Consider the following 17,602-nt stretch of genomic DNA (forward strand, 5'->3'; position numbering starts at 1 on the left):
AAAATGCAGGGAATGGTTGCTCAGCTAAAAAGCTCCAGTACCCATAAAGGGACAGCGTGGTTAATCAACGACGATCTGGCTATTACTGCCTTACATTGTGTTCAAGACAGTGCAGAGATTGAGTATTCAAATCTAAAAATACTTTTCCCTCTGACAGGCGAAGATATTGCTGTAAAGGTTCTGAATAAAGTTCCACATATGGATATTGCTGTACTTGAGATTGGCCCTCATGGGTATGGCAATTTGCCTTTGATTCAAATCTCACGAGCAGCTGTATCTTCGGATTTTGATTGTACTATGCATGGCTATCCAGGTGCTTGTGTTGAGACTTTTCCTGGCGGAGTTACTATTCCGAGTCGAGTTGAAGAGATAGTAACTAAGTATAATGGCGTTAAAACACAATTGAATTGCAAAGCTTTTCAAATTAACAGCACTGTCAGTGCAGGAGATCGAGACCAACAGCTGCAAGGTCTATCTGGAGGCCCGTTAGTAATCAATGATGCTGCTATAGGTGTAGTCATTGAGTATGTGCTTGGTAAGGTATATGCGGTACCAATCTCAGATATTGCTTTAGAGATACCAGCAGTACAGGAGGCTCTAGCCGAATCGCAACATATTGATGAGACGAGTAACCAACTACACATTTCCTTGAGTGAGGATGGAAAGAACATTTTATGGTCTTCGACAATAACTCCATACGAAGTTGCGAAACTTTGGGAAACGAGTGAAATAGTGGCTACTTCACCGAGCAAGGTGTTGGTGAATGAGTTTCATATCGATACGCCTTTACGAAAGTTAAGAGGTACTGCTAGTCAAGCTCTAATTAGGTTTTGCGCATATAGTGAAGGGAAGGTTGGTTATGTTTATGATTCATCCAAATGGTATAGCCAGCTTCATAAGCTAGATGAGCTACACCGATCACCAGCGAAAAGATTGCCATTAAAAGATTACGATCCCGCCCTTTCTCAACATAAACCATCTAGATGGAATGAATACCCAGTGGAAGAATTTTCTAAGGTAATTCACCACTCTTTAAATAGTTTCTTATTAGAATGGTTGGATGACAAGCTATACCATTGTTTAGAGGAAGATGATGATACTGAATTAGGGTGCTGCATTGATAAAGATTTAGGTCTTGATATGTATGACCACTGGAGAACTTGGCATGATGAATTAAAAGTAAACCCTGATCTCCTACAGCAGTATTTGATTCGAGTGTTTTCCTTAGACAGTAAATGTGTAGCAAGTAATGGGATCTTGATGAGTATAGGCTCAACTCCCCAGATTCGTAGACAACTTTTACATGCCACATTATTCGCATTAGCACTACGTGCAGCGGGAATAGATATGTCACTTGATCCCCTAGACTCAGGGAATATATTAGTCCAAGAGCTTCCTGGTCACGTGTGCGGGGTTGAGCAAAGTCAAAGGAGGCGTATTGATATGATTGCCGGAAAGCATGAATGGAATACAGATGTTGTTATTTTACCTTACTTGACTCGTCAGCTATTACATACATTTCAGATCACCACACCGCTAACTAGTACAGAAGGAACAATAGGACATCATTTCCAGTTTCTGCCCCCTATAGCTATTACTGGTGAAACGGAGTTTCTTTACGCTTTAGAAGCAGGCAGGGAGTCTGTGAAAAAATATTATGATGAGCGAAGATTAGAGATAGAAAATGTTTCAAATGATTTTCAATTACCGGCACGTACGGGAGCTCTAGATGTATAACTTGTTTAAGAAATTATTGATTGAAGAGCTTGAAAAGCGTAATTCACACAGCGTTATTCTTTCGGAGCCCAATGTTATTTTGTTTGGAAAGGTCACCATTGTTATTGGAGATTTAGGTAGCGCTCAAGATCGTGAAAGTGTAATCACGGAAGTCGATAAGCTATTAGAAAAAGTTCTTGAATGCAGGAAACGTTATTATGCAGCTCAAGCAAGTGATATGTATATCATTATGGTGGCTCCTTTAGATTATGATTTGTCTAAATGGAGAGCTATTTCAGCGGAAGTTGAACGTGACGATCGCTTAGCTAGGAAACATATATGGTTGCCTAACCAATATTGTATTGAGGACAGCTTTAAGCAGTTTATTCAGACGACATTCTTGGCTACTCCTGGTCATTCAGAGACAGGAAGTAGCGATGCATTATCTTTGTTGAGTGGCGACATTGGGCTTCCGCCAGGGTGGGAAGCAATTTTGCTGAACCCAGAATTGTCAGGTGTGGAGTTAGTAAGTGCACTTATGTCAGTAGAGGAATTAGAAAGTGAGTGATAAGCCACTGTACCTACAGAAACTTCGCTTGAGTGGATTTAGAGCTTATACAAGAAGTGAAGAAATAACATTTCCCGATGGTCCTGGTCTGACGGTTATTGTTGGCCCGAATGGTTTAGGGAAAAGTACCCTGTTTGATGGAGTCGAGTGGGCTCTTACTGGTGAACTGAAGAAAATTGAAAGTATTAAAGCTAATTCAACAGAAAAAGGGTTATCAATAGGAGCTAACCCTGAAGTGGAGCTTTGTTTTAGTGATGACTCTAGTCTTCGAAGAAAGAGATACGGATCAGGAGAAAGCTGTGCATCTGAGGTATGGTTACAGAATGCCAATGACGAAACAGATGAATTCTTTGATGTTAATAAAGCAGAACGTGCTAAAACTCAGTTAGTTAAATGGTTAGCCAATCCACACTGGAAGAACCTTGATAGTATTTCTGACTGTCTGCATTTTACCCATTTTCTCGGTCAATCTACACGACAACTTTTTGTACACCAAGAAGGTCAAGAGCGCTGGAATCGCATGCAAGGTCCAGCCGGAGTTAAGACTCTTTGGGCAATTGAGCAATCTTTAGGGCGACCAGGGACAACGTTAGCTTTCAACAAAAAATCAGGTGAGTTAAAAGAAAAAATAATTGATATAAAGGATGAAAAGGCTTCGACAGAACGTCTGTTAGAGAGGATAACAAAGCAAAGAACCATTGCGAGAGCTCAGGCCGCTATTTCACCAAGCGAGTTAACTGAGAGAATACTCTCAATTGAAGCATTACTTAGAGAACAATTCGATAATCAGGACTTTGATATCAAGGAAGATATCGATGAAACTTTAAAGAGACTAAAATTAATTCTTGAGCAAGAAGGGAAAAAGTTACAAGAAAGAGAAGAGTTACTTAGGAGTTGGCAAAAATTAACTCTCGAATACCAAGGGCTAAGAGAGAATGAAGAACAATCGATTATTAGTTTGGCTATTGTAGAAAAGCAGATTGAGAAAAAAAAAGAACAGCTTGATCTCACCGTTAGTGCCGAGTTAATTCAACGTGAAAAATTGGATGCAGCTAAAGAAATTTCTAATAAAGAGTCTAAAGAGTTAGAACAATTGGTTAAATTAATTTCTTTAAATGATGATTTTTCCAATAAGGCTGCTGAGTTGGAAAAAATAGCACAGCAGTTTGGCTTCGAAGAGCAGTTAAAAGTCGATATAGAGAAAGAGGTTAGCGCTTTAGCAACTGAATTAGAGGTTTTAAAGTTCAAAAGACAAGAATATAAGGCTCTTATTCAGGAGTTAGATAGCCTTCGGAACTTACACGATAGTGCGGTTAACTTGAATGAAGCTAAGACTAATATCGAGAAGGTTACTTTAGAAGCTCGTAATGCGAGTCAAGATATTCTGCATTTCACAAAGGTCAAGGGTGATCAAGAGAAAGTCAAATTAGGGCTTTTAGAAAAAAGGCACACTCTGGATATAAAGAAAAAAGAGGCGGAAATTAATGCTGATGCGATGTCGTCAGCAATTGCTCAAATCGCGGCTGCACTGAGCGATGAAGATTGCAATTGCCCTCTATGTAAGACACCATTTCAAGTGAAAGGAGCTTTGAAGAGTTTAGCTTATGACTCTGCGAATGCTATCGACCCCAAAATTGCAGAAATTGAAGTTCTGAATAAAAGTATTGATGAAAATATCCATGAAATTGATATTGATATCGCCAGTATTGAAGATAAGCTGCAAGCTGCTTACAAAGTCGTAGATAATTTAGAATTAGCAAAAAAAAATGTGGTTCAGTTAGAGCAGCACATTAGGATGGAACCGCTCTTGGTTAACGTTCCTTCAGACGATTTTATTAAGGTGATTGCACTAAAGTCGAGCGAATTGAATCAAAATGCTGAAGCTGTGATGGCTGATATTAGTTCTTCCAAATCATTAAGTGAGCTGGAGAAAGAATTGAATGGAAAGCAACATCAATTTGATGGCGTAACTGAAAAGGCTCGAAAATTAAGTAGTTTAACTAATAGCTATAATGCTGAAATTGAAGCGTTAAAAGTTCAACTGAAGCACGTTCTAGGTTCTTCCACACTATTCTTAAAGCACCAGACTAGTACAGAATTTGGTTCACTAATAAATGAGAGTCACATTATTGAGAAAAATGCTCAGCTAGAAAAATGTCAAAAAGCGAGAGATGTAATACAAGATATTGAACTTGAAGTTAACAAGAAAAATTCTGAGTGTCTAGAACATCGAAATGAACTAGATACATTAGTGAATGACCTTAGCTCTCGTAAGAAAGCGATAGAATCAATGGTAAATAGTCGACTGTTGTTGTCTGAACGTTGGAAAAAAGAAATTGATAACGGAGACCCATCTTTGAACGCTGTCACTGAAAAGTTGGGTCAGATGCCACGGTTGTTCGAGTCTTTGAAAGGAGCTCAAGTTGAGTTTGATTTGCTTCGCGACGGAAGAAAGGCGTACGCAAGTCAAGCAATGTTGGAGCAGCTAGAAAACGATTTAGCCGACCTTATAGTCAAGAAGAAAGTGGAAAGTGAAGAAGAACTGTTAGAACAACTAAATAATGAAGAAAAGTCGTTATCTATTCAATCTTCTAAGTTAGATGAAGTCCGGAAGCAACGAGATGAAATTGTTCAACGTCTAAAGCAGCGTAACAAAGAAATCCGAAGTAAAGTGAGTGATCCTTTAAATGCTAGTGTTGCTAAATTTTGCGCAGCATTGATGTCAGATAAAAACTATAAAGTATCAGTCGAAAGTGTAGCAAAAGCAGCTTCAGCTCAGTCGTTGTTAAGTTTTAGTTCTGACGGTGAACCTACGGAAAAAAACCCTTTATTATATTTAAGTGAAGGGCAACTATCTGCGGTAAGCTTGTGTTTACAGTTTGGTGCAGCGGTAACGTATCCATGGAGTCGCTGGAAAGCTTTGTTATTGGATGATCCTTTACATCACAATGACTCAATCCACTCTTCTGCATTTATTGATGTGGTACGTAATCTTATTTTGGATCAAGGTTATCAAGTTATTGTTTCAACGCATAATATGGAACTAGCTGGGTACTTTCTCAGAAAGTGCAGTAATGCTGGAATTTCATCTCGCTATTGGCATGTTTATGGTAAAGACGAGAATGGAGTTTTATTGGAAAAAGGTATTTCATAAGCAGCTATTCCCTTGCTAGATATTGAAGTAGGCTTCTGAAAGGAAGCCCACTTGTTATTTTTTCCCATTCCATTCTGATGCCAAGTCATTAAGTTTTTTATAAATTTGCTACTAACATTTACCTGTACGTCGCAAAAAGTAACCAATTCCCATTTTTACATCTCCATGTTTTTGCTAACGCTTTAATCCTTTAGTGCAAGTGGCGCTGACTCAGGCAGGAGAAAAGATCCTTCCGTACGTTTATGAGCTCGCACGAGTGATGGAAAACATTGAAGGCACGGCACAACAAAAGAGCTCTGAGCCGACAGGAGAGTTGAAGGTTTTAATCGCAGAAATTCAGCTCGCTTATAAAATGGCCAATGTTTTGAAGGAATTCAGAATACGAGCGCCGAAGGTCAGGCTCTCTCTACAATCACAAAACTGCTATAAGATTCGTGATGAATTGATTGCTGATAAAGCCGATTTGGGTGTGTTTTATCGTGTTGGTAATGATGATGCACTCAAGGTACATGAGTTTGAACAAGAGCCGTTAGTCATTGTCGCTTCGCCGTTTTTAACAGGATTGGATTTACAGAAAAGGGATCAACACATTGATTTGGGATTCATCAGTAATGGTCCTAAGTGCCTTTTCCGTCAGACTTTTGAGAGCATCATCCAAGAGCGCAACATCAGCATCGATAACATGATTGAGCTGAGCAGCATTAACACCATCAAAAACTGTGTAGAGAGTAATATCGGTATCTCTTATCTGCCTCGTTTCACTGTTGAAAAAGAACTGCAAGAGGGCAGCCTGCAAGAGCTTGCGTTTACCGACGCACCGCAAATGATCAAACCACTGTGTGGCTACCATCCCGGAAAGTGTGTCACGCCTGCAATGGAGGTGTTTATCGACTGTATGCGTAACGCGCACTAGACAGGCTTTTTCCTCAAACCATGAAATTCTTTCATGTTCAACGTGAAGTATTACCAATGTTATTCAAGTAACGAAGCAAGTATAAAAAAACAGACTGCTCTGGTGTTAGGCGTTGTGACAGCTGTTTTTGAACTGAATTTTCGAAGTAAACGCTGCACACACTGACGATTGGGAAAATCAAAAAACACAACCATCCCCAAGAACAGAGTTAGGAATCAGTCAGCGTTTATCTAAGGAAATAGGATACCAACTCACCATGAATAACGATTTCAACTTTGCTATTAAGAGCATCCGTTTTGATGAGAACTACCAACCATCAGACAGCACGCGCATCACGACCAACTTTGCCAACCTAGCTCGTGGTGACAGCCGCCAGAATAACCTTCGCAATGCACTGCGTATGATCGACAATCGTTTTAATGCCTTGGCACATTGGGATAACCCAAATGGCGATCGTTACAGTGTCGAGTTGGAAATCATCTCTGTGGATATGGATATCCAAGGCAGTGGTGAAGCGTTCCCCTCTATCGAAGTGCTTAAAACCAACATTATTGACCGCAAAACTAACGAACGTATCGAAGGTATTGTGGGTAACAACTTCTCTTCTTATGTGCGTGATTACGACTTTAGCGTTCTGCTTCTAGACCACAACAAAGACCAGCCTCAATTTAGCATTCCTGCTGATTTTGGTGAGTTGCATGGCAAGCTGTTTAAAGCGTTCGTGAAGTCGGAATCGTACCAACAACATTTCCAAAAGCCGCCTGTGATTTGCTTGAGTGTGTCGGACAACAAGGTTTACCGCCGAACTGACAACCAGCATCCAGTGTTGGGTTTTGAATACCAGCCAAACGAATCGTCATTGACCGAGCAGTACTTCAAAAAGATGGGGTTACAGGTGCGCTACTTTATGCCGCCAAACAGTGTCGCTCCGTTGGCGTTCTACTTCTTCGGTGACTTGTTGAATGACTACTCGAATCTAGAGCTGATCAGCACCATCAGTACCATGGAGACGTTCCAAAAGATTTATCGCCCAGAGATTTACAACGCGAATGCGGTAGCCGGCCAGTGTTACCAACCGAACTTGAAGAATCTCGATCACTCGTTAACCCAAATCGTTTACGACCGCGAAGAGCGCAGTCAGCTTGCGAAAGAGCAAGGGAAGTTTGCTGAGGAGCATTTCATCAAGCCTTATCAAGCGATCCTTGAGCAATGGTCTGCAAATTACGCGTAATCGAAAACGAGAATCTAGAAGGGAATGACGATGAAAACACTATTACCGACTTCAACGGCGGGCAGCTTACCTAAGCCTTCTTGGCTGGCTCAACCAGAGACGCTTTGGTCACCGTGGAAACTGCAAGGCGAAGAGTTAATTGATGGCAAACGCGATGCGCTGCGTGTCTCTTTGCAAGAGCAAGAATTGGCAGGGGTCGATATTGTCAGTGACGGTGAACAAACTCGCCAACACTTTGTGACGACCTTTATTGAACACCTCAGCGGCGTAGACTTTGAGAACCGCAAAACCGTGACCATTCGTAATCGCTATGACGCGAGTGTACCGACGGTCGTTGGCCCAGTTAGCCGAACCAAACCTGTGTTTGTCGAAGATGCGAAGTTCTTACGTCAGCAAACCAAACAACCGATCAAGTGGGCGCTGCCGGGGCCAATGACGATGATCGATACACTGTATGATGATCACTACGGTAGCCGTGAAAAGCTGGCTTGGGAATTCGCAAAGATCCTTAACCAAGAAGCCAAAGAGCTTGAAGCGGCAGGCGTCGACATTATCCAATTTGATGAGCCCGCATTTAATGTGTTCTTTGATGATGTGAACGAGTGGGGCATTGCCTGTCTAGAGCGTGCTATCGAAGGGCTAAAGTGCGAAACGGCTGTACATATCTGCTATGGCTACGGCATCAAAGCCAATACGGATTGGAAGAAAACATTGGGCTCTGAATGGCGACAATACGAAGAGGTATTCCCTAAGCTGCAAAAATCCAACATCGATATTATCTCGCTTGAGTGTCATAACTCGCGTGTACCTATCGAACTATTAGAACTTATCCGAGGCAAGAAGGTGATGGTTGGCGCAATTGATGTAGCAACCAACGAGATTGAAACACCAGAAGAGGTTGCAGAAACACTGCGCGAAGCGCTTAAGTACGTCGATGCGGACAAACTTTACCCATGCACCAACTGCGGCATGGCGCCTCTCTCTCGTGAAGTTTCAACTGCGAAGCTTAATGCACTCAGCGCAGGCGCAGAGATCATTCGTAAAGAGTTGGCGGGTTAGTATCGAAATTTATGTTCGATACAGAAACTTAAGACAGGGTCATTCCAGCGAGTCTAGACGAGACTAGGAATCTGCTAACCACTCGCTGGGAAATGGCGATAACCTCAGGACTTAATAGCACTCTTTGGGTAGATCCTAAATCACTCGTTCCTCGTCGTTCAGGATAACGGACGTTGGTAGATACGTTGCTCGCGATATTTTTATATTTGGTCTGTATCCAAAGTTGGGTCATTCCAGCGAGTCTAAACGAGACTAGGAATCTGCTAACAACTCGCTTGGAAAATGGCGATAACCTCAGGACTTAATAGCACTCTTTGGGTAGATCCTAAATCACTTCGTTACTCGTCGTTCAGGGTGACCGGTTCTAAATAAAAATGCCGCTCACCGTAAAGTGAGCGGCATACTTCGTTTCCCGTCAATTCAATTCCACATTCTTCATCTCTGGATGCTTCAATAACATCACGCGAATCCAGTGGTGTACTACCCACATCACCATTGCGGTAAGCATTACCGCTACGAATATCGAACTGAATCGGTACAAGATGGAGAAGAACGCGTCTTTCTGCTCAGGCACTAATGACGTGGTCAGTGGAACAGACAGGGCAGACATCGCCGAGAACGCAATGGCGGCTTTGACTTGTCCTTTCGTTAGCCACAAACAGAATGGCCCCATGGCGATGGAAAACGCCAGCCAGAACAGCAACCCATGACCAAACCAACTGCCCAAGATTAACTGCACCGCCATACCCGCGATACAACCCAGCGCTGTACCGATGATGCGGATTTTCGCCATGGCCATTGAGCCTGCCAATGTCATTGGCGTTAGGATGATGAGGATCGAAGCCTGCGCCGAAAGTGAGTCGTACAAATCACCGATTTGGAACACCAAAAACGCCGCCATTGCTACCACCCAGCCCATTGCTACTTGGCTGATGTAGTCGATATCGCTTTTTACTGGCGTAGTCATTTCTGTTTGTAAGATCTTCGATTCTGGCTCTGGAAATAGCCAATAGGCGAGGGCACAGACAAAGATATTGCTGAACGAGATCACCCAAAGGTTGACGTTGAACTCCTCGATATCCATGAAATCGTAACTCGCGAAGTTCAGTACGATCGAGCCAACCAATAACCCCATGTAGCCAAACAGATAGGTTTTTGGGTTCATCATTGCGATGCATTTAAACAGCATCATAATACCCACAGCCGCGAACATCAGAGTGGGATGGAACTGTAAGTATTCGAGAATAAAGGTGGCTTGAACCGTGGTCCAAACCGCCGAGAACAACACCATCAAGACGAGTGGCAGACTGAAGTGGTCCATACGACCGAGTACAAACAGTGGCAGCATGACGGCAAAGAAACCGTAAGACCAACCAAAGATCATGCTCAACGCCAAACCCATTGAGCAGCCAAACCAAATACGTAAGGTTTTCATCGCAGCCGCCTAGTAGATAAAGTGGAACCAGCTAGCAAGGTAGATTTGAACTTGTGCCATCAGCGCCCAAAACGGACTGTTGTCTGGGTAAAGCACGATGGTGGCACGAGAACCAACGAACAGAGAGGAAGGCAGTGCTTCTTCGCTGGTTAGGTTCACACGAGTGCGCTGTGCATCACGTACCCAACGGTTGTTCACTTCAACTTTGGTCAATGCACCGTTTGGAGTTTGCTGTGCCGCGGCAACGCCGTAATCTCGACTAGATAGGTCGAAGTCATAAACCGAACCTGGGTTAGCATCAAACGCAACCATTGCGTGGTAACTGTTGTCGACGCCCGCTACCGATTTCTCACGAAAATCCGCAGCAACCCACATTGATCCGGTTGGTACAAAGGTAAGCAATGGCATGTTGGTGTTTGCCATGGTGCCGACTTCCAATTGCAGGTTAGTTACTACGCCGTCACTCGGAGCAAGGACTGCGGTATTAGTTAGATCGAGTTGAGCTTTCTCAATGCCATTTTGAGCAATGCGTACTGCGGTGCTTTGGCCTTTTTTGTCCCCAAGTTGTGCTTCAATCACTTTCAAGTTTTGTTGCTCGGCTTTGAGCGCAGCTCGTGACACTTGGTTTTGTGCGTAGGCACTGTCTAAGTTGGATTGAGAAATGACTTTTTGCTTCGACAACTTTTGTAAACGTGAGTACTCACTGTGCGCGTTGTTGTAAGTCGCTTGAGCACGAGCAATGTTTGCCAGTGCAGCTTCCCGCTGCGAATACAGTGTTGCTTCTTTTTCGTAAGCGGATTGCAGTGATAGCTGCGCTTGTTCAAGGGCGATTTTGTATTTACGAGCATCAATGGTGAACAGCACATCGCCTTTGTGTACAGACTGGTTGTTGGCAATCAGCACATCGGTCACTTTACCTGAAACTTCTGGTGCAACTTGCACCACGTAACCTTGGACTCGCCCTTCGGTCGTGATTGGAGCGTGTCGATCCGCAATGATGATGTAGAAAAATAGTACAATGAACAGGACAATAAGTGTTCGCATCCAGTGTTTGAATTTATGATCTGCCGTCATAATAGATACCTGAATTTATGGTGCTCGCAAGCAAATTAGACAGGCGATTATAGAGAACTTGGTCACAATTCAGTAGAATGACAATAAGCGCATGAATGACCTAAAAGTAGGACAATGAACGTTAGTTTTGATGATCTTCACCTGTTTAGCCAAACCGTCGTGCACGGTGGTATCAGTGCGGCGGCAGAGGCGAACCAGTTACAACGCTCTAAAGTGAGCCGACGTTTGCAAGAATTAGAGAAAGCGTTGGGCTGCCAATTGCTGATTCGAACCACGCGAACCATTGAGTTGACCGAGCACGGCAAGCGTCTGTTTGAGCTGGTGGGGCAACCCATAGAGCACATTCAACAAGGTTTGAATGTGATGCATGAATACCAACAAGAGTTGACGGGTAAAGTGCGTGTTGCGATTCCTTCTGCATTGATGAGCTCGGCGGCGTTTAATTCGATCATTAACGAATATACGACCCGTTACCCTGAGATGTCGGTAGAGATTGAGAACCACCAAGAGAGTGTCGATCTTAAGCGACAAGCGTTTGATCTTCAGCTTTTACCGAGCGTGGCGAAAGTCTCGGATGACAGCTATGTTCAGTTCAGCTTATTGCCTTACCGCAGTCACTTTGTCGTTTCCCAAGCTTATTTAGATGCCCATCCTCCTCTAAAAAGCATGGACGATTTAAAGCATCATCGTTTGCTGACTAACCGATACAATGCCGGATTGTTAGATCCAGAATTGCACGTGGCGGTTAGGTCGGACGATTTGAACTTGCTGCGGTTAATGGCGATTACAGGTAACGGCATCGCCTTTATCCCACAAGTGCACTCTAAGCCAGCTTTAGAAGACGGCCAGTTAGTCGAAGTATTGCCAGAGTTCACGCACCCTAAACAACATCTGACGTTGATTTACCCGTCTAATTTGTTTTTACCCAACAAGGTCAAAGTGTTAATTGAACTGTTTCGAGAGCGATTCAAATAGCGTGAGCGGACAATTATTTTGCGAATTTGCTCATCTGATTATGCTGGGCTTCTGGTACATTCTTTATATTCAAATGCTTGAGCAGAGTGATGCTCTTGTCGCTCATAGGAGATGAGAATGTTATCGAAAAATTCCACCGGTCTGATTGTTGTCGATGTGCAAGGTAAGTTGGCAACGCTAATGCACGAAAGCGAAGCGCTGATTGAAAGTACGACTAAGTTAGTCAAGGGCGCAAAGGCTCTCAAGCTCCCTATTGTTTGGCTTGAACAAAACCCAGACCGATTAGGCCCGACGGTAGAACCGATTCGTGAAGTGTTAGCGAAAGAGCACTTGGCGATTGCAAAGCATACCTTTGATGGTTGCAAAGAACCGACATTCAAACTCGCGGTAGAAAACGCCAAAGTCGATACTTGGTTGGTTTGTGGTATCGAAGCGCACATTTGTGTGTATCAAACCGCGGTGTCGCTGCGTCAAATGGGTTACAAAGTGGAACTGGTGACGGATTGCGTTTCTTCTCGAACGCCAGCCAACAAAGCACTTGCGCTTGCAAAACTGACCGCGAATGGCGTTGGCCTAACAGGCGTAGAAATGTGTTTGTATGAAATGGTAGAAGATTGCCGAGCACCAGAGTTTAAAGAGATCTTAGGGCTCATCAAATAATAAACAATAGTAAACAATGGCAGAGACGAAGATGGAACTGAGAGCATTTGAGCATGAAGACTATGAGACTCTGATTCAATGGATTGATTCAGACAAATTGAATTACCAATGGGGTGGGCCGAATTTTCATTATCCTCTGGATCATCAACAAATCAGCCGCCATTGCGCGAAACCCGAAGTGTTTCCATTTCTCCTTGTTTGCGATGGGAAGAAGGCGGGTTATGTTGAGTTGTTCAAAGTATCAGACGCCCATTTCCGTATTTGTCGTGTTTTTGTTGCTGATGCGTTTCGAGGGCAAGGCCTTGCGAAAGTGATGCTAACGCAACTTATCGTACTATCTCAAACTCAGTATCAGGCTGGTGTATTGTCATTGGCAGTCTTCGAGCGTAACACCGTCGCCAAGAATTGTTATGAATCTCTTGGGTTCGAAGTGACGTCGCGTGAATCAGGAGAGCGTTCTTTTGATGGCGAGATCTGGGATTTGTTGTTCATGGAAAAGCGTTTTTAGCACGAATATAACCCCCTTACTATCGACAAATTCAGGAAGAAACAAACACCACAACGTGAGCAGTATGAGTTTGTATTCATCTCCCCTGGCGCTATCGGCCTGCCAAGGGAAATAGGTCTTATTATGGCTTACGCTTCATCATGTGTATGACTCGACTCTTCATATGGATGGAGTGCGGCTTTTGTTTCCTCCAACCCTTCCGGCTCAAACTGATAACCAGACCCCATGCTCATGTCTTTGTACTTCACCAACATCTTTTCAATAACGAGAGACTGAATACGCAGAGGATCTTTTCCTAACGTTGAGGCGATGTACTCACTGAACACCTGAACCGTCACGTTATGCTTTTGTTCGTTTGGTTTTGTACCAGTTTTCACTTGAATGACGAGGTTTTTTTCGTTCTCAGATATTTGAGTCAGATGCGCTTTAAACTTGTCATTGTAAACGTTGGATGTTGCCTTTAATCGCAGCTTGTTGATTCTTGGATACTGACTTTCGAGTTCGTCATCGAGCTTTTGGTGCAGCTTCAGATCTTTTAACGCAATGGATTTTTGCTGATCAATGCTGTTGAAGAACTTCATTTCGTTGGAGACATCAATATCTTCTGAAGAAGAGATAAATGCAGGGTCAAACAACACATTGCGGTTGAGCATAGTGAACTGTTCGATTGGTCGGCCTTTTACTGCCCCTTCATTGAGCAAGCTGTTTGGTGCTTTTGCGCCTTTCTCGTAGGTGTCACCACTTGTGACACCAAGTGCAATATACAGCGTGGTATCGTCTTTGACTTCTGATGTCGCCTCTTCTGCGGCTGAGATAAGATCCATTTCAGACATGAGTACGTTGCAGTCCATCATGGTGATTTTTTTAAGGTGGTTGAGTTTACAAAAATCCACGACAGCTTTTCTTGTTGCACCGAAACCAACGGTACCGGACTCGAATGACCACCCAACCAAACCTACGCCAGCAGCTTGAAGTAGTGTCCCCATTTGTTCTTGATATAAGTTCAGCTCACTTTGGTGGACGAACAGATAGACGGGGCGACTCATCCCCTCAGTGTACCAATATAGTTCTTGCAGCTTTTCTTTGGATTTAAACTCTTCCGGCATTCCGACAGAAGGTACCATTAACGCGGTACCTGAGTTGGATTGAGGTGGGATCTTAATATCAAATTGAGACATGCTTTCCGAAGCAGAATCGCGGCTTTGTTGCCGAGTTTGCATTGGGCTTGGGTCATTGATTTGTCGGCGATAATAAACGCGCTCTAGCTCATCATAGTTATTTAAAACCTGATCGACGGTGACTGGCTCGTACTTCAATGCGCCGGTGTTGTCATTAACGACATAACGGTAGTTAAAACGAATTAGCGCTTCTGGCGGTCTGTCTTGGATTGCCAAGTCATTTTCTTCAACGTGGTTTTGCCAGTTGAGTTGGAACTCGTTCCACTTCGCTAAGTTTTGAACGTCTCGTAATCGTTTCGCCGGAGCGCCTTCTTGTGAATGGTGAGACGCGTCATTCTTTCTTTTTTTTGTTTGGCTTGAAGAAGAAGCCGGTTGGTTATTTTCACCGTACATAAACGTGTTCACTTTTTTAAATTCAGGCGACGATAGGCTGATTCTTATCGTATTGGCATTTGGTTAGGCGCTTTGTTCGAGCGCAGCTGGCGGCCTTTAAGCCTTTGATACACTGGTTATATGCGTCAGTTGTATGTCGTCTTCAATAAAAGAAACGGCCACACGTAACAACCGATTTTCCACCTTCTGTACATTCAACACAGGTGTATTCTGTGACAAGTTGGAATGGTTAAAGATATTGATGACGGTTGATGGTTGGTTTGCACCGCAATACTCGCCCCATACATCTCGCTTTGAATATTTTCCCCAAATATCCCCAAGCGGATAGGCATGCCCGACGATGAAGTCGTTCTGTGGGCAACTTTGGTCAGAATTGCCCGTTGCTTGAGCCGGCTGCGTAATGTTGACCGTTAGCACATCGCCAACTTTTAATGAAATAGGATCACTTTCAAACGTCGGATTGAGTTTTAGCAGCGCTTTTGCTGACAAACCGTAGAGAGGAGCAATGTCTGTCCACCATTCTTGTTTTCCGTCGTCTTTTGTTCTCACCTTATGATTTTTTATGTGGACGGGTTTAATGTCCGATTCAGTGGCTGCTTTGGTTCGTGGCAGCAAAGGCTGCTTCCCCACAGCTTTAAGTGCAGCAATATCGATTAAAGTGGCGTGTTGATCGAGCCAAGTTTGGTTGATTTCTGCAAGCGCGTCATTGGTAAGTTTTTCGCGACGATAGAAAATATGTTGCGCCGCTGCCTTCTTACCTTCAATAGCGACAGGGGCGAGTATCATGTTAAACGTTTTTGGGCTAATGAGCTCATCTGTCATGCCGTTGGCCGTAGAAGCCGTCACTTGCCAAGAGAATTTATCATTCCCTAGGATCGCCATTTCATACATTAGCTTCCCATCATGGAAATAATAGTAATAACCTTGCGCTGCCCATCCTAATAACCCCTTGGTTTCTACCGCTGGAATAAATGGTAAGAACTCAGCATTAATATATTCACTACCAACTGGCTTGGGGGTGATTTTAAATTTTTGATTCAGGCCGATGTCTTGAAAAAGTTCATGTAAAAGGGTTTTGTCTTCGGCTTCGAAACATTCGGCAGATAACACCGTGCAGAGTGATGGTTGATTTTTCTCCAATTTGCTCCAGCGTTTTATCAACGGTTCATTTTGTGTTTTCGCTAAAGAAAAAACACCAGACTGCAGGGTATTTAAGTCATCTTTGGGAGCATGAATTTTTATTCGACATTCGAATCCAGCCTCGGCTTGAGATTGACTGTTGCTAACGACCGAACCGTAGCTTGCTTGGGTCGCGTTCTTTGACGTTGATGAGTAGTTTGTGCGTGAGCGGTTACTTGACGAAGACGTTACTGGGTCGATAAGTGGCGCGTAGCCAGCTCCCCTCACACGTGTTGATGTTGGACGCTTCATTAATATCGCCTCTTGAATTTAATTGGTGATAGCTTAGCGGCAAATAAAAGAACGCACTATAGACAAAACAACCAATTCCTTTTGCTTACTTACTAAATCTATAGTCAGAACGAAAGTCACGCAGGGTAAGGTATTTAATGATAATAATGTTTTTTAAAGCGAGGAGGTGATGCAATAAATATTATTAATGCGAAGGGAGGGTAGATATATTTAAGGTTTATTTTAGCAAAGCGTGAAGCGCTAATTATTGGTTATTATTGACGAAAGCTTAATAACCAATAACTGTTAATCACTCAATCACTCAATCACTCAATCACTCAATCACTCAATCACTCAATCACTCACTCACTCACGCTGCGGCTTATTAGAAGTACTAACAAGCTTATTCAAACTCTCTTTGGTATCTCGGCAGCATGGATTCATTGCCAAGCAACCCGCCTTGATGGATGTATATGAGCGTTTTGTCTTCGTTTTCTGCTAACCACGGCTGCAAACATTGCCACATGTAGGGATCATAAAGCAGGTCAAACTCGAGGTTGGTATGGTCGTACAAGGCATTCCAGGTTTCGTAGTCGCTTTGGTATAAACGGCCAAAATGGTGTTTATTGCGCACCGAAAGTATGGTTGGGTGGTTTTCAGTTTCCAGTGTATTGAATTGCTCAGTAAGGTAGTCGGCATCCCCTACGCAAGCACAGGTAAGGACTTCGATTCCATGTGGCTTTAGGTGTTTACTCAGGTACAACGCGGTGGTTCCGGTTCCCGATGGCAACGCTACGGCAAACTGTTTTTTGCCTTCAAGGCGTGTCCAATCAAGCAGTTCACGCGCCAGTTGTTTTACCCCGGCTTCGGCAATCGTCGCTTTTCCGCCTTCTGGGACAACCAAGGTTGTGTCGTCCAACCCACGTACTTGCTCGATATACTCGGTTGGATGCAAAGTGGACTCGATGTCCTGCATCGCCGTGATATTCATACCTAAATCGAGCGCGCCTCGATAGTTGCCGATAGGGGAGTCTTTAAGCCAAGACGGAATATGTTGAACGTAGAACTCGAAGTTCCAGCCTTTGATTTGCGCCAGAGCGGCAAGGGAATACATCGCGTTGGATTGAGCTGAACCGTAACTGATGAGTGTTTTGATTTGGCTATTTTGCGCTTCCATCAGCGCCATAAATTTACGTGCTTTGTTGCCCGAAAAGTGAGAATGAAGCATGTCATCACGTTTAAGAAAAAAGGTGTGACCGTAAAAGTTATGTTGAGTTATCGGGCTTTCAGAGAGTTTCATGCTACTGCTGACGTGTCCAACCACGCGA

General features: G+C 43.5%; 14 protein-coding genes. 9 read left to right on the plus strand and 5 right to left on the minus strand.

All coding sequences use genetic code 11. The features are described 5' to 3' along the window. Positions 1-3 precede the first annotated feature (3 nt). The 6 genes from C1S73_RS17055 to C1S73_RS17080 all read left to right on the plus strand — a co-directional run bounded on the left by C1S73_RS17055 (position 4) and on the right by C1S73_RS17080 (position 8,641). Complete coding sequence (locus tag C1S73_RS17055) at positions 4-1,737, plus strand: ABC-three component system protein (protein WP_102778964.1); 1,734 nt, start codon at positions 4-6, stop codon at positions 1,735-1,737. Then, complete coding sequence (locus C1S73_RS17060) at positions 1,730-2,284, plus strand: ABC-three component system middle component 1 (protein WP_038871942.1); 555 nt, start codon at positions 1,730-1,732, stop codon at positions 2,282-2,284. The genes C1S73_RS17055 and C1S73_RS17060 overlap by 8 nt, the downstream gene beginning before the upstream one ends. After that, on the plus strand, positions 2,277-5,438 hold the full coding sequence (locus C1S73_RS17065; protein ID WP_038871939.1) for an AAA family ATPase: 3,162 nt from the start codon (positions 2,277-2,279) through the stop codon (positions 5,436-5,438). The genes C1S73_RS17060 and C1S73_RS17065 overlap by 8 nt, the downstream gene beginning before the upstream one ends. Before the next feature lie 199 nt (positions 5,439-5,637). Then, positions 5,638-6,351 (plus strand): substrate-binding domain-containing protein, encoded by a 714-nt coding sequence (locus C1S73_RS17070; protein WP_038871937.1) that lies wholly within the window; start codon positions 5,638-5,640, stop codon positions 6,349-6,351. A 256-nt stretch (positions 6,352-6,607) separates the two neighbouring features. Continuing rightward, positions 6,608-7,582: a DUF1852 domain-containing protein gene (locus C1S73_RS17075; RefSeq protein ID WP_005443333.1), complete on the plus strand. Its 975-nt coding sequence runs from the start codon at positions 6,608-6,610 to the stop codon at positions 7,580-7,582. A gap of 30 nt (positions 7,583-7,612) precedes the next feature. Next, on the plus strand, positions 7,613-8,641 hold the full coding sequence (locus C1S73_RS17080; RefSeq protein ID WP_038871935.1) for a methionine synthase: 1,029 nt from the start codon (positions 7,613-7,615) through the stop codon (positions 8,639-8,641). Between the two features lie 415 nt (positions 8,642-9,056). Here the strand turns inward: C1S73_RS17080 and C1S73_RS17085 are convergent, their stop codons facing one another. Continuing rightward, positions 9,057-10,076: a DUF2955 domain-containing protein gene (locus tag C1S73_RS17085; RefSeq protein WP_038871933.1), complete on the minus strand. Its 1,020-nt coding sequence runs from the start codon at positions 10,074-10,076 to the stop codon at positions 9,057-9,059. A 9-nt stretch (positions 10,077-10,085) separates the two neighbouring features. Beyond that, complete coding sequence (locus C1S73_RS17090; protein ID WP_038871932.1) at positions 10,086-11,150, minus strand: HlyD family secretion protein; 1,065 nt, start codon at positions 11,148-11,150, stop codon at positions 10,086-10,088. Between the two features lie 114 nt (positions 11,151-11,264). Between C1S73_RS17090 and C1S73_RS17095 the strand changes: the two genes are divergently transcribed. The 3 genes from C1S73_RS17095 to C1S73_RS17105 all read left to right on the plus strand — a co-directional run bounded on the left by C1S73_RS17095 (position 11,265) and on the right by C1S73_RS17105 (position 13,293). Next, positions 11,265-12,125: a LysR family transcriptional regulator gene (locus tag C1S73_RS17095; protein WP_038871930.1), complete on the plus strand. Its 861-nt coding sequence runs from the start codon at positions 11,265-11,267 to the stop codon at positions 12,123-12,125. Positions 12,126-12,242: 117 nt separating this feature from the next. After that, positions 12,243-12,785 (plus strand): hydrolase, encoded by a 543-nt coding sequence (locus C1S73_RS17100; RefSeq protein ID WP_038871928.1) that lies wholly within the window; start codon positions 12,243-12,245, stop codon positions 12,783-12,785. A 31-nt stretch (positions 12,786-12,816) separates the two neighbouring features. Next, positions 12,817-13,293 (plus strand): GNAT family N-acetyltransferase, encoded by a 477-nt coding sequence (locus C1S73_RS17105; protein ID WP_038871953.1) that lies wholly within the window; start codon positions 12,817-12,819, stop codon positions 13,291-13,293. A 128-nt stretch (positions 13,294-13,421) separates the two neighbouring features. Here C1S73_RS17105 and C1S73_RS17110 read toward each other — a convergent pair whose 3' ends face one another. The 3 genes from C1S73_RS17110 to C1S73_RS17120 all read right to left on the minus strand — a co-directional run bounded on the left by C1S73_RS17110 (position 13,422) and on the right by C1S73_RS17120 (position 17,574). Then, positions 13,422-14,864, minus strand: coding sequence for a hypothetical protein (locus tag C1S73_RS17110; RefSeq protein ID WP_038871926.1), 1,443 nt, complete (start codon positions 14,862-14,864; stop codon positions 13,422-13,424). 96 nt (positions 14,865-14,960) lie between these two features. Then, positions 14,961-16,295, minus strand: a complete 1,335-nt coding sequence (locus C1S73_RS17115) for a hypothetical protein (RefSeq protein ID WP_038871925.1) — start codon at positions 16,293-16,295, stop codon at positions 14,961-14,963. Between the two features lie 382 nt (positions 16,296-16,677). Continuing rightward, the gene (locus tag C1S73_RS17120) at positions 16,678-17,574 is read right to left on the minus strand and encodes a 1-aminocyclopropane-1-carboxylate deaminase/D-cysteine desulfhydrase (protein ID WP_038871923.1); all 897 of its coding nucleotides are present in this window, start codon (positions 17,572-17,574) and stop codon (positions 16,678-16,680) included. Positions 17,575-17,602: the final 28 nt, after the last annotated feature.

This window comes from Vibrio jasicida 090810c (assembly GCF_002887615.1).
Classification (GTDB): domain Bacteria; phylum Pseudomonadota; class Gammaproteobacteria; order Enterobacterales; family Vibrionaceae; genus Vibrio; species Vibrio jasicida.

Bases quoted from the DNA above. Each gene is read 5' to 3' on its own strand.
- C1S73_RS17090 (WP_038871932.1), bottom strand. From the start codon at position 11,150: ATGACGGCAGATCATAAATTCAAACACTGGATGCGAACACTTATTGTC.
- C1S73_RS17100 (WP_038871928.1), top strand. From the start codon at position 12,243: ATGTTATCGAAAAATTCCACCGGTCTGATTGTTGTCGATGTGCAAGGT.
- C1S73_RS17075 (WP_005443333.1), top strand. From the start codon at position 6,608: ATGAATAACGATTTCAACTTTGCTATTAAGAGCATCCGTTTTGATGAG.
- C1S73_RS17095 (WP_038871930.1), top strand. From the start codon at position 11,265: ATGAACGTTAGTTTTGATGATCTTCACCTGTTTAGCCAAACCGTCGTG.
- C1S73_RS17080 (WP_038871935.1), top strand. From the start codon at position 7,613: ATGAAAACACTATTACCGACTTCAACGGCGGGCAGCTTACCTAAGCCT.
- C1S73_RS17060 (WP_038871942.1), top strand. From the start codon at position 1,730: ATGTATAACTTGTTTAAGAAATTATTGATTGAAGAGCTTGAAAAGCGT.
- C1S73_RS17120 (WP_038871923.1), bottom strand. From the start codon at position 17,574: ATGAAACTCTCTGAAAGCCCGATAACTCAACATAACTTTTACGGTCAC.
- C1S73_RS17055 (WP_102778964.1), top strand. From the start codon at position 4: ATGCAGGGAATGGTTGCTCAGCTAAAAAGCTCCAGTACCCATAAAGGG.
- C1S73_RS17115 (WP_038871925.1), bottom strand. From the start codon at position 16,295: ATGAAGCGTCCAACATCAACACGTGTGAGGGGAGCTGGCTACGCGCCA.
- C1S73_RS17105 (WP_038871953.1), top strand. From the start codon at position 12,817: ATGGAACTGAGAGCATTTGAGCATGAAGACTATGAGACTCTGATTCAA.
- C1S73_RS17085 (WP_038871933.1), bottom strand. From the start codon at position 10,076: ATGAAAACCTTACGTATTTGGTTTGGCTGCTCAATGGGTTTGGCGTTG.
- C1S73_RS17110 (WP_038871926.1), bottom strand. From the start codon at position 14,864: ATGTACGGTGAAAATAACCAACCGGCTTCTTCTTCAAGCCAAACAAAA.